This is a genomic window from Pseudomonas sp. Pseusp88 (assembly GCF_047303955.1).
Lineage (GTDB): Bacteria > Pseudomonadota > Gammaproteobacteria > Pseudomonadales > Pseudomonadaceae > Aquipseudomonas.
The window spans coordinates 1-12,291 of record NZ_JBGLYM010000022.1 but is presented as its reverse complement, the minus strand read 5'-3'; the positions used below and the strand labels follow the sequence as shown (position 1 = coordinate 12,291).

At 57.8% G+C, this 12,291-nt stretch carries 10 protein-coding genes; 8 read left to right on the top strand and 2 right to left on the bottom strand.

Annotated elements, in window-relative coordinates:
- The first annotated feature begins 103 nt into the window (after positions 1–103).
- From ACCD02_RS22890 to ACCD02_RS22880, 3 genes are all read left to right on the top strand, one after another.
- A complete protein-coding gene (locus ACCD02_RS22890; protein ID WP_413307161.1) occupies positions 104–1,741 on the top strand; it encodes a methyl-accepting chemotaxis protein in 1,638 nt (545 codons plus the stop codon).
- 141 nt (positions 1,742–1,882) lie between these two features.
- Positions 1,883–2,359 carry a hypothetical protein gene (locus ACCD02_RS22885; protein WP_413306922.1) on the top strand — a complete coding sequence of 159 codons (477 nt, stop codon included), beginning with the start codon at positions 1,883–1,885 and terminating at the stop codon, positions 2,357–2,359.
- A gap of 223 nt (positions 2,360–2,582) precedes the next feature.
- Entirely contained in the window at positions 2,583–3,884 is a 1,302-nt protein-coding gene (locus ACCD02_RS22880) for a diguanylate cyclase domain-containing protein (protein ID WP_413307158.1), read from the top strand.
- 93 nt (positions 3,885–3,977) lie between these two features.
- On the opposite strand, the gene ACCD02_RS22875 is transcribed toward ACCD02_RS22880, so the two are convergent.
- Positions 3,978–4,721, bottom strand: a complete 744-nt coding sequence (locus ACCD02_RS22875) for a GntR family transcriptional regulator (RefSeq protein ID WP_413306920.1) — start codon at positions 4,719–4,721, stop codon at positions 3,978–3,980.
- 136 nt (positions 4,722–4,857) lie between these two features.
- On the opposite strand from ACCD02_RS22875, the gene ACCD02_RS22870 reads away from it, so the two are divergent.
- From ACCD02_RS22870 to ACCD02_RS22850, 5 genes are all read left to right on the top strand, one after another.
- The gene (locus ACCD02_RS22870; protein WP_413306917.1) at positions 4,858–5,697 is read left to right on the top strand and encodes an ABC transporter ATP-binding protein; all 840 of its coding nucleotides are present in this window, start codon (positions 4,858–4,860) and stop codon (positions 5,695–5,697) included.
- On the top strand, positions 5,694–6,695 hold the full coding sequence (locus tag ACCD02_RS22865) for an ABC transporter substrate-binding protein (RefSeq protein ID WP_413306914.1): 1,002 nt from the start codon (positions 5,694–5,696) through the stop codon (positions 6,693–6,695). The genes ACCD02_RS22870 and ACCD02_RS22865 overlap by 4 nt, the downstream gene beginning before the upstream one ends.
- Positions 6,696–6,708: 13 nt before the next feature.
- On the top strand, positions 6,709–7,458 hold the full coding sequence (locus ACCD02_RS22860; RefSeq protein ID WP_413306911.1) for an ABC transporter permease: 750 nt from the start codon (positions 6,709–6,711) through the stop codon (positions 7,456–7,458).
- 61 nt (positions 7,459–7,519) lie between these two features.
- Positions 7,520–9,892, top strand: coding sequence for a hypothetical protein (locus ACCD02_RS22855; protein WP_413306908.1), 2,373 nt, complete (start codon positions 7,520–7,522; stop codon positions 9,890–9,892).
- A gap of 141 nt (positions 9,893–10,033) precedes the next feature.
- Positions 10,034–10,516, top strand: coding sequence for a GNAT family N-acetyltransferase (locus ACCD02_RS22850; RefSeq protein WP_413306905.1), 483 nt, complete (start codon positions 10,034–10,036; stop codon positions 10,514–10,516).
- Positions 10,517–10,918: 402 nt separating this feature from the next.
- On the opposite strand, the gene ACCD02_RS22845 is transcribed toward ACCD02_RS22850, so the two are convergent.
- Complete coding sequence (locus tag ACCD02_RS22845; RefSeq protein ID WP_413306902.1) at positions 10,919–11,731, bottom strand: DUF1206 domain-containing protein; 813 nt, start codon at positions 11,729–11,731, stop codon at positions 10,919–10,921.
- Positions 11,732–12,291: the final 560 nt, after the last annotated feature.

Genomic DNA, 12,291 nt, shown 5'->3' with positions numbered 1-12,291 from the left:
GCCAACAAGTTGGGGTCCTGCACGGCACACCGGGTAAATCACGCCTACGCTGCTTAAAGATTTGGATTGCAGGTCGGTAGCTTTTCTACACGTCAACCTATTCATGGAAGTCGGGAGTCGTATGCGCCTTAGAAATCTAAATGTAGCCCCACGTGCAGCGTTGTTTTTCACGTTGATCATCGCCTTGGTTTTTGTGCTCGGCGCTGTCTCTGTGGTGCAGATGGCCCATCTGCGCGACGCGGAAAAGGACGTCGAAACCAACTGGATGCCCAGCGTGCGGCAAACCGCGTTGATGAACGCCGGGGTGATGCGGTTAAGGCTTGAAGTCCAGCGTGCCATTGCCGGGCGCGAGGACATGCAAAAGACCATTGAGACCTTTGCGGGGTTTCGCAAGGCGTTCTCCGATGCAGTAGCCAACTATGAACCTTTCATCTCCAGCGATCAGGAACGTGCGCTTTACCAGGCGGTCAAGACTTCAGCCGAGGCGTATTCCAGACAACTTGATTTGCTTGTGCCGTTAATGAAAAGCGGCGATCTGGTCGCAATAGGCAGCCTCAATGTCAGCGGTATCCGGCCCATAACGTCGAAGATGGAAGGGCAGATCAAAGAGCTGACCGACGCCAATAACACCGGCGCAGCAATGGCTGGCGAAAATGCCACCAATCTTTACTCCGCCGGACTTTGGCTCGTTGTCGGCCTGATTGCCGGTGTTGTGGTGCTAACGATCGGTCTGGCAATCATGCTGACCAGGAGCATCACGTCGCCGATCGGCGATGCGTTATCCGTCGCAGAGCGTATCGCCAGCAGCGATCTTTCCAGGGAAGTGCTGGTGAGCGGGACAGATGAAGCCGGGCGGTTGCTCAAGGCCCTTGCACAGATGCAGACCAATCTACGCGCTACCATCCTGCAGATATCCGAATCCTCCACCCAGTTGGCCTCGGCGGCAGAGGAAATGACCGCCGTCACGGAAGAGTCCAGTCGCGGTCTTGTTGCACAGAATGATGAAGTCAGCCAGGCCGCCACGGCCATCACCGAGATGAGCGCTGCGGTGGATGAGGTTGCCCGCAATGCTGAATCGGCTTCCGAAGAGTCAAAGCGCACCCATGGTTTCACCGAGGTTGGCCTGGAGCGTGTGGAGCAGACATTGAAATCGATTCAGAAACTGAGCGGCAACGTTGAAAACACCAGTGATCAGATTCAAGGCCTGTCGAACCGGGCACAAAGTATCAATAAGGTGGTCGAGGTCATTCGTGCCATCGCCGAACAGACCAATCTTCTGGCGCTGAACGCCGCCATTGAAGCTGCACGAGCGGGTGAACAGGGGCGTGGTTTTGCGGTAGTTGCCGACGAGGTGAGGGCCCTGGCGCACCGAACCCAACAGTCGACCCAAGAGATCGAGCAGATGATCACGGCGATTCAAGGTGAATCAGAGCAGGCCGTTCAATCCATGAATACCAGCAAGGAACTGGCGACCGAATCCCTTGACGTGGCGCAGGAAGCCAGCAGCTCCCTGGATCAGATTGCCATGGGCATCAGCCAGATCAATGAACGCAACATCCTGATCGCGGCAGCGTCCGAAGAGCAGGCTCATGTGGCCCATGAAGTCGATCGCAACCTCAGCAGTATTCGCGAACTGGCGGCGCAAAGTTCTGCAGGGGCCAGTCAGACTGCCAGTGCTTGCAGCGAGATGTCGAAGCTGGCGGTCAACCTCAACCAGTTGGTGAATCGCTTTGTGGTGTGAGGGCTTTTGCGGCATTCCATGGATGCAAACCCCGTGGGAACCTGCTGACGATGGCGTTATCAAAGCCAACTGCTGCAATTAAACTTCGCATTCCCATTCATGATGCCTACTCACCGTCCCGAAGGAAAAGGATCCCCGCTTATGCCCGGTAAATTCGCGCTCGCCCTTGGCGCAGCCCTGTTGTTTTCTTCAAGCGTTCTGCTGGCCGCCGATGCACCAGCGCCCACTGCCGTTCACGACTCTGGTGCGTACAAGAAGCTGCTGGGGACACACAAACTGACCCTGCAATGGATCAGCTGGGACAAGGACAAGGCCGGGCTGGGCACCGTCGAAGAGCGCAACGGCACGCTTTACCTGAGCGGCGAGCAAACCTCCAGGGAGACGAGCGACAAGCTGATGGTCGACGGCGTCATCACCTCGGTGAGCGCCAAGACCTTCACCTTCAAAGGCAAGATTGTCACCCAGGTCTCTTATCTCGCTGGCGGCAAGGCCTGTGTCCGGGACGGTGAATATACCTTCAAGATCACCGGCGCACGCAAGTTCTGGCGCATGCAGGAGATGGACAATCCCTGTGATCCACCCTCGGTCGATTATGTGGACTTGCGCTTTGATCAGTGACGGCGTTTTGTCGATTGCAGCCTGGGAACGGTAAGTACCGCCTGCAGGAGAGTCATGGCGGTTGTAGTGGTAGACCGTCGGGGGAGGGTGCCTGCAATTGATGTACCAAAAGGCGACGCTCATCATATCCAGGACTATGCTATTGCGACGTTAGCCCGCGTAGCTGCCGAGCGAGCGGTCTGATGGGATGCGGGCTTTATGGACATGGAGGTGCGTATTGCACGTGCAAGACGAAGTATTGGAAATCCTTGTAGTGGACGACCAGGAGGAAAACCTGGAGGAAATGCAGGAGTTGCTTGAGGAGCTGGGCAGAACGGTTCGCTGTGTCGACTCAGGTGCTAAAGCACTTGAAGTCATGGCGACCGGGAAAATCGGCCTGGTACTGTTGGATGTCCAGATGCCAGGCATGGATGGCTTCGAAGTCGCCAGGCGAATGCGTGCTGATCCAGATAGCCGTTTCACCCCGATCATCTTTGTATCGGGGATGCGTCAGACTGAGGCGGTGCTGAATCAAGGCTATTCTGCTGGCGCAGTGGACTTCATGACCAAGCCTGTGCACCCGACAATGCTGCTGCATAAGGCGCGAATTCTGTTGGAGCATGATCATTACCGGCGTGGTCTGCTGCGCATCAGTGAGCAACTTGAACGGGAACGCGCTTTCAATGCTTCGATACTCGACAACACCGCCGAAGGCATTCTCGTAGTCGACAGCGATGGTCTGATCCGCTTCGCCAATCCGGCTATCACACGCATGCTCGGTTGCGCCGGTGATGAGCTGCGTGGCACTGAATTGAATGCATGGATCGAGACCCCACACGAAGATAACTGGCAGACCTCGCTATGGCTGGATCACTTGCAGCGTGGTGAAAACCTTCGCTTGCACGACGCTAATCTGCGCAGCCGCGATGGCCAGATCATCCCGGTTGCCTTGTCCTGTTCGCCGTTGCCAAATGGACAACAGGCCATGACGGTGCTGGCACTGGATATGTCAGCCGTGCGAGAACTGCACCGCAAGCTCGAAGTCATGACCATCACTGATCCGCTTACCGGACTGCTCAACCGCCGCGGGTTCATGCAGGCACTGGAGGCAGCCATTTCACGTAATCAGCGCACGGGACGTCTGGGTGCGCTGCTGTTCCTTGATCTGGATGGTTTCAAAACCATCAACGACAAGTTCGGTCATGACCGTGGTGATGAGGCGTTGCGGTGGGTCAGCGGTCAATTGCAGGCATGCTTGAGGCCGTACGATCGGCTGGCGAGGATTGGCGGCGACGAATTCACGGTCATCATTGAAGGCGTTGAAAGCCGGGATGACGTTGCTGCGGTGGCCGAAAAACTGGTCAAGCAAGTGGCGGCCGATCAAGACAGTTTCCTTTTGGGGGCAAGCATAGGCATTGCCTGTCTGCCTGAAAGCGGCAGCAGCGTCGCAGAGATAATACGTGCTGCCGACTCAGCAATGTACGAAGCCAAGCATCGTGGAAAAGGACAGTATCGTTTTCATAAGCCAGGCATTCAGTCGGGTTGAATCCCTTGAGGGGGAGCGGGCTTTAGGGGTTCGACTCGTTCAGCCTAAGCGCTCGAAACTAATATCTGGAAATGACCTGCAAGAAAAAGTCTGCTACCGGTTGTTTGTCGATTTGAATACGCCGCTGAGGACAAATGCATAGCGTTCCGGGCGGATAAAGAACGTGGTGCGGTCGCAGCAGCGCCCATCGGCAAAATAAGAGCTGCGCTCCATCACCAGCAACGCGGCGCCGCGTTTGACGCACAGGGTTCTGGCCAGGCTTGCATCGGCTGCTTGTGCTCGTATTGCCAGGTCGGCACGGATGACGGCCATGCCGGTGATCGACTCCAGGATCGAGTAGATCGGTTGCTGCTCAACGTCCGTCCAGACCACGTTGGCCAACTCGGCCGGTAGATGGCTGCGGCCCAGGGCGATGGGTTCGTCATCAACGAAATGCAGGCGCTCCAGCAGCAGGCAATCGTGCGCGGCTTCAAACAATTCCCTCAAGGCTTCAGGAACGGGCTGCAGCTTATGGCTGATCACCTGCATGCTCGGTTTGAGCCCTTGCAATAACAAGGCTTCATGAAAACTGCGCAACGCATCCAGGCCATGCCGAACCTGTTTCGCGGCGACGAACGTGCCCTTGCCTTGCTTGCGCTCCACCACGCCGTCGTCGCTGAGCATGCCCACCGCCAGACGCACCGTGACGCGACTCACTCCAAAGCGTTCGCACAGTTCGGCTTCTGACGGCAGTTTACCGGTGGGTTCAAAATCGCCGCGCTGAATCTCTTCCAGCAAACGATGGGCGATCTGTTCGTAGAGCGAGGTGGTGCTGTCGCGAAGAATGGACGTGGACACTATCGGCTTCCATGGTCCTTGGAGTGGGGCGGTGCGCCTTCACTTCTAAGGTTATAAAAATAGGTTATTGGGACAACTTGTATTAATACGTATTATGTCAGGTATTCTCATTGTAAACGACCTGACGATACTTGCCATGCCCGACTCCTTGCCTTACGCACCGCCGCAAGCCAACGCCCTGACGGTCGATGACATCAGTTTCAGCTACCCCAACGGGCATCGGGTGTTCAACGCTTTCAGCCTGCATGCAAAGCCGGGTGAATTCGTCGCGATCCTCGGGCCGTCCGGTTGCGGAAAAACCACGTTGCTGAATCTGTTGTCGGGTTTTCAGCAACCCCAGAGCGGCCAGATCAGCATCAACCAGACTGCCGTGCGGCCGGAGCGCCCGGAGTTGGGGTATGTGTTTCAGGCGCCGCAGTTGTTTCCCTGGCTGAGCGCGTTGGAAAACGTGCGTTTTGGCCTGCGGATGACGGCGCAACTCAGCGAGGCGCAACAGCGTTCCCAAGCTTTGCAGTATTTGCGCCTGGTCGGCCTGGAGAGCGCGGCGCAGCGCTTGCCCCATCAGTTGTCGGGCGGTATGCAGCAGCGCGTCTCCCTGGCCAGAACGTTGGCATTGGAGCCCAGCGTACTGCTGATGGACGAACCCTTTGCCGCACTGGATGCCATCAGCCGCAACAGCATGAACGAAGAGACGCTGCGGATCTGGGCCGAGCTGGGTCAGACGGTGCTGTTCATCACTCACGACATCGACGAAGCGGTGTTCCTGGCCGACCGGGTCATTGTGCTCAACATCGCCCCGGGTGGTATCCATAGCGAACTGGATATTCATTTGCCACGCCCGCGTTCCAACCTGAAAACCCGACGCCTGCCAGCCTTTCTTGATTATCGCAACGAGCTGATGGAACGCATATCCCATGTCATGGGAGCGGCCGAAGCCATCGCGAACCCCACCCGTCAACCCGAGTTAACCGCATGATCAAACGTTCGCTGCTTGCTCTTTCATTGTCTGTTGCCGCCCTGGCAAGCAACACAGGTGTCGTGGCCACAGAAGAGAAACCCCTGCGTGTGGGATATGTGCTCGCCATGGCCAACGCCCCGGCGCTGATCGCCGACAAGCAGGGTTACTACCGCGAGGAAGGCTTGAATGTCGACCTCAAGGCCTTGGGCGATGGCCCGGTGATCCAGCAGGCGCTGGCCGCCAATGAGCTGGACGTGGCCTATGTCGGCACGCCGCCGGTGTACCAATGGTTCTCCCGAGGCTTGCAAAGCCGGATTCTGGCCAAGGTCAATTACGGTCAGGCGGCGGTGATTGTCGATGCAAAGAGTCCGATCAACAGCCTGGACCAGCTCAAGGGCAAAAAACTCGCCGGGGTCAAGAAGGGCAGTGGCATGGACGTGCTGTTGCGCGGTTATGTGCTGAAAGAAAAAGCCGGGCTCAACCCGGACAGGGACCTGGACATCATCGACATGCCACCCGGCAACATGAACGCGGCACTGGAGCGCGGCATCGTCGACGCGGCGTTTTCCTGGGAACCCTTTGTCAGCCAATCGTTGCTGCGCGGGTCGAGCCGGATTCTGCTCGACGTCAACCAGGCGCTGCCGAATTACCCGTGGTACGTGGTGATCGCGCTGCCCAAAACCTTGCAGGAACGACCGGACGACGTGGTCAAGCTGCTGCGTGCGCACCGCAAGGCCATCGCGTTCCTCAACGAGCATCCCGACGAGTCTAATCGCATCATCGCCGAGGCGTTCAAGCTTGAAGCGGTACAAGGTCCTGACGGCACGACCATTGGCCCGGAGACCATCGTCGCGCAGGCGCGGACGCGATTGGGCTGGTCGGCGGACTTGCAGGCTGCGGATATCCAATTCATCCAGCGCCTGATGAATTATTCCCACGACCTGGGCTTTATCGACACCACGCTCAAGACCGAGCAGATCGTGGATACCTCCTACCTGGAAAAAGCCTCGCGCTGAGTCTGAGCCTGTCATGTCCTTGCCAAAACCGAATTGGGGATGGGCTTCGCTGCCATTCCTGCTGTTGATCTGGGTGGCCCTGGCCAGCCGCTTTCCCACCTACATCCTGCCGCAGCCCTGGGATGTCGCGCGTGAGGCCGTGCGCTGGCTCAGCGACAGTTCGCTGTGGCAGCACCTCAGGGCGAGCGTCCTGGAAGAACTCGGCGGCTTCTGCACGGCGGTGGTTACTGCGATTGTGCTGGGCACGGCCGGTGGCTTGTCTTCACGCTTTCGCGATTTCATCTCGCCGCTCAACAGCCTGTTCATGGCGATCCCCCCGATTGCCTGGGCGCCGCTGATCATGATCATTTTCGGCCTGGGCTATGTCTCCATCGTGCTGGTGATTTTCATTGCCGCGATGTTCCCCATGGCGGTGACCATCCAGGAGGGCGTGCAGAGCATTCGCGGTGGCGAAGTCCGCGCGGCGCGCACATTGGGCGCCAACCCCTGGCAATTGCTGGCTCATGTTTACCTGCCGGCCTCATTGCCCTTCGTGACGGCGGCCTTGCGCATCGGTTTCAGCCAGGGCTGGCGGGCACTGGTCGCCGCAGAAATGATCGGCGCCTCCCAAGGCATCGGCTGGATGGTCTCCACCGGCGGGCAGATCGGCAACAGCAGCCAGGTGCTGCTGGGCATCGTGCTGATCGGCCTGATTGCCTGGTTGATGGAGAGTTTTGTGTTTCGGCGCATCGAGCGTCACTACCAGAAATGGCGCGTGCAGTAAGCATCGTCCTTCGCCTTCGAACCCTTTCAAACCTTCAGTGGACCACTGCACGAGGTGTCATGTGAGTAACGTATTCGATCCCCGCGAAGCCGGGCATTACATCGCCCCCCAAGGCCTTTACGAACGCAACAAGAAACGCCCGTTTCTCGGTAGCATCGACTGTGACCGGGACACGCTGATTGCCGGGCAATGGGATGAAATCACCCTGGTCTACGAGGTCGGCGGCAGCGGGTTGGCAGATGGCGCCTGGTTGAAACTGGCGTTCAAGTTCTACTCCGATTGGGCCCTGTTCCAGACGTCGAATCCGGCCGGTCCCAACTACGTCAGTGCCGAGTATCAGGCGGGCGAATTGGTCCCCGGCCAGAGCCAGGCCACCGTGCAGCATCTGAAAGTACGCTTCGACCAGAAGGGCCACGAACGGCCGTTCCAGAAAGCGATCATCATCGACATCATCGACGGCTACCTGAATCCCGGTGACAAAATCACCATTCGCCTGGGCGACCGTCGCCAGGGCGGCGCGGGCACGCGGGTGCAGAGTTTCGTCGAGAAAGACTTCCGTTTCCGCCTGTTTATCGACCCCCTGGGCAGTTCGAAATTTGCCGAGGTGCCAGGCGATCCGCTGCTCAACATCGTGCCCGGACCGGCGCAGAGTGTGCAGTTGATTGTGCCGCGCCTGGTCAGCGCCGGTGAGACGTTCGACGTGCTGCTGCGGGTAGACGATGCCTGGGGCAATACGTGCCGCAACCTGCCGCTCAAGGGTGTGCTGGCCCTGGTTGATCCAGAAGGCGGCGAGCGCCAACAAGCATTTACCCTGGCGAATGAAGGGTGGGCGACGGTGCGGCTCCAGGGTATTGATCTCGGGGCGGTGGGCGAGTGGCGTTTGTCCGCCGAGGTGCAGGCGCCAGGCGTGCGTGGCGCCCAGGCTTTCGTCACGGTTGATCCGGCCGGCAGCGCATTGCGTCCGCTGTACGCCGACCTGCATGTGCACTCCGATGACACCGTGGGTACCAACGACACGCTCTACAACCTCAGCTACGGCCGCGATGTCGCCGGCCTCGATGTGCTCGGCTACACCGCCAACGACTTCAATATCACCGAGCAACGCTGGGATCAGGCGGTGAAGCTGATTCACGAACTCAACGAGCCCGGCCGCTTCGTCTGCTACCCCGGCACCGAGTGGTGCGGCAACTCCTGCGCGGGCGGCGACCGCAATGTCGTATTCCTGCATGATCGCAAGCCCGAGTTTCCGTTCGACAATCAAGGGCGGCTGGTGCGCTCTTTTGAGTGGAACGAGTTCACTGCGGGCACTATCAAACCGGGTGCCTGGCCGGTGGACGAGTTGTACGCGGCCTATGCGAAAGACCCGGAAGGTCACCTGATGATGCCCCATGTCGGCGGGCGTCGCTGCAACCTCGACTGGCACCATCCGGAGCTGGAACGCTTGATCGAAGTCGGCTCGGCCTGGGGCCAGTTCCATTGGGTCTACGCCGAAGCCCTTCAGCGTGGCTACCGGGTCGGCGCCGCGGCGAACAGCGATGAGCATCAGGGTCGTTGCGGCGGCGGTGTTCCGGCCACGGCAGTATTTGGCTCCCGTGGCGGGCTGACCGGTGTGATTGCCGATTCTTTCGACCGATCGAGTGTCGGCAAGGCCCTTCGCGCACGTCGCACCTTTGCTACCACGGGCGAGCGCGCATTTGCCAGCCTGCGCCAAGGCCAGCATTTCATGGGTGAGGTCTTTACGGCCGATTCGAATGCCACGCTGGACTATCGATTGCTGGGCGAGGCGGGCTGGGAGCAGGTGGATCTGTTCGATGGCGATCAACTGATCTGGTCGCGCAATCTGCATCAGGAGCTGGGTTTTTCCGCCCAACGCATCCGGCTGCGCCTGGGGGGCGCACGCATCAAGGACCGCTATCGCGGCGCCTACTGGACCGGCGAAATTCGGGTGACGGGAGCGGTCATCAACGGCTTTCGCGCCTTGGGGCTCGATCATCCGGAGCAAACCGTATGGCGCAAGGACGCCACGACCCTGGCCTTTCGCACCGACACCAACGGCGACACCGACAGCATCGAAATCGACCTGTCGCAACTGGCCGGCGCGACGTTGCAGATCCGCAGCCGCATCGACAACTACATCAAGGTCGGTGATCCTTCAGAGCCGCAACCCTACGTACACGCGCCGACAGTCTTGATGGAACTGTCCGGCGAAGAACTGCTCGTGCAATCGCAAGTGGTCGAAGAACTGCCAGGTGCCGAGTTGAAGGTTTCTCTGGAACGAACCACCGCTGCGCCACTACCTCGCGAGTTGCAAGGCAAGATCGAGTTAGCGCAACTCAAGCTGCGAGCGGACCGCGAGCATCCCTTGTTCATCTGCGCGCGTCAGCGTGATCAGTCCAGAGTCTGGACTTCGGCGCTGTTTCTGACCCTTGCCTAGGACCGCAAGCGAGAAGCGTTGTGGCTGAATACTGACCCATTGCAGGAGTCGGCTTGTTGGCGATGCGGTGGGTCAGGCAATTATTTATACGTGTTTTCTGATCGCTATAATGACTGACCGACCATGTTTAGGGTGCTTGGTATGCCAGCCTCCGCTGATCAAAACTCCGCTGTCGTTTTATGCGCAGCTTCCAATAACGACCTGGAAGATCTGGTAGCCATCCGGATTGAGGCCATGCGCGAAAGCCTTGAGCGGCTTGGACGATTTAACCCGGATCGTGCGCGCGAACGTTTCCTTGGTGGGTTCGACGCTAACAACACACGCCGCATCGAAGTAGCAGGTGATCTGGTCGGTTTTGTCGTTATCAAAGACCATCAGAGCGAGCTTCTACTTGACCACTTGTATGTGATACCAAGTGCTCAAGGAGCAGGAATCGGCTCTGAAGTTCTTACCCGGATTTTCAGAGAGGCTGATGAGATCGGACGTCCCATCAGGGTTGGTGCTCTCAAGGAAAGCGCTTCAAATCGTTTTTACACTCGCCATGGTTTCGTGTTCGTCGAAAGCGGTGAGTTCGATAATTATTATGTCCGGATTAACGGTAATGCCGTTAATTTGGACGACTAGGCAGATCTTGATACGGTGCCCCGTCTATGCTGGCTAGAGATGCTGGGAGCAGGCGACCTGTGCATTACAAACCGAGCAATTGGTAAACAGGCATCGTCATTTAGTGTTGCCGGAATTAGCCACCAGGTAAGAAAGCCTATGCATCTACCTACGTAACCTGATCCGGACGGAGGAAAAGAAGGCGGGCAGGGGGCGTGGGGGCCTTATCCTGCGCCCTCGGACACTGATCTTGGGGGTAATGGCCTTCGGTATTCAACGTGACAACTCGAACACGCCGGCGCTCGTGAATGTGCTCGGATCCGTGCCCGTCTCAGGCATGCATACACTGTTGAAATAACAATTGCGGGAAGCGCCGTATTCATCCTGGATAGGGCGCAAGTGACATGTCATTACTGGTTGACCCTAAGCTCTCGACACTCCTGGTATTGCCATATTTATCTTCCGCCAGAAGGCTTCAGAGAAGCTGTAAATCGAGAAGGCAATTAGACCCAAAGCCATCACCATCAAAGCCAGCCATCCAGCCGGGAGATTCTGGAGTGCGTCGAGGGCTTTCTTCATGCCGGGCGGATTAACGGCTTGATAAGCAGATCCACTGATTCCCAGCAGCAATGCGATCTCTATAAAAACGACTCCACGGGCAATCAGGCCAAACCGGGACACCGGGCGTACGTACTGCATGACGTCTTCGTCGGCCTCAAAATATTTCTCAAACGAAGCCTTCCATCCTTTGATGATGTGAGCAATTCCGACACCAAGCGGGATGAGGGCGATCAGGTACACCAGTAAGTTGGAGTGTTGCCAAGACAAAAGATGCGCCAGCCAATCTTTGGTTTGCCCTCCAGAATCGCCCGAGCTTCTGATTCCGCTCATGAGTAGGCCTAACGCAAAAAATGCCAGAGCACCGTTGACTAACCCTCCCGCAAACAGTCCAGCGCGAATGATCAGACCTTTGAGAGTTTTGCCGTGATGGTCGACATCACGCGTAGCCTGCAGGACGCGCCAAGCTGCAAATGCGAGTAAACCCGCGACCACAAGTCCAATTAAAAAGTAGCCGAATGGCTGAGCTAACAGGGCCTCCAGGCTCTTGTGACTGTCCTTTGGTGTCGTCGAATCCAGTGCAGCCAGCAATGCGAAGATACCGATGATCAGGTAAAGCACGCCTCGGGCGGCGTATCCTCCCCGTGCAAGTATTACAAGGCTTTGTTGAGTCGACATTGGATGCATTCCGAAAGTAGTACAGGAGCAGACCTTTCAGACTGGAAGGGGTTCTGTCATTAAATTGCAGGCTGCATTGGCCTTCAGATTGCGCAGAGCCTGAGTTCCAGCCGCATAAGAAGGCCTCGCCTACAAACACGCCTCAATGTGCCCGCTGAGTTCACCAATGGCTCACAAATCGGGGAAGACATCCGGGACTCATAACCTAGATGCGGTTGGGGGCGGACGATAACCCAACGTGGAAGCGGAAGGCTCTGAAGGTACAAGGGCTTGCGCATGAAGCTCCTTATGAGGCGCACAGAATGCTGCGCGATCATTAGGTACATCGAGATCAATTGAACGTCTTGCGCGCTCAGGTAGAGGCTCGATAGAAACGAGTCGAGCTTTTGGGACGCCAATGGAAACGGAGATTAATGACAGGGCAACCTGACGGAGGGGCTGAGGGTGGCACGGCAAGGGTCTGGATTTTGGGGAAACGGAGTTTTGTAGAGAATCTGTCACCAGCCTTTGAAACCCCTCCATCCCCATGACCCCGCAAACACTGCCTCCCAGCCATACGT

Coding starts and splice junctions, on each gene's coding strand:
- ACCD02_RS22890 (WP_413307161.1), top strand. CDS start 104: ATGGAAGTCGGGAGTCGTATGCGCCTTAGAAATCTAAATGTAGCCCCA.
- ACCD02_RS22885 (WP_413306922.1), top strand. CDS start 1,883: ATGCCCGGTAAATTCGCGCTCGCCCTTGGCGCAGCCCTGTTGTTTTCT.
- ACCD02_RS22870 (WP_413306917.1), top strand. CDS start 4,858: ATGCCCGACTCCTTGCCTTACGCACCGCCGCAAGCCAACGCCCTGACG.
- ACCD02_RS22865 (WP_413306914.1), top strand. CDS start 5,694: ATGATCAAACGTTCGCTGCTTGCTCTTTCATTGTCTGTTGCCGCCCTG.
- ACCD02_RS22860 (WP_413306911.1), top strand. CDS start 6,709: ATGTCCTTGCCAAAACCGAATTGGGGATGGGCTTCGCTGCCATTCCTG.
- ACCD02_RS22850 (WP_413306905.1), top strand. CDS start 10,034: ATGCCAGCCTCCGCTGATCAAAACTCCGCTGTCGTTTTATGCGCAGCT.
- ACCD02_RS22845 (WP_413306902.1), bottom strand. CDS start 11,731: ATGTCGACTCAACAAAGCCTTGTAATACTTGCACGGGGAGGATACGCC.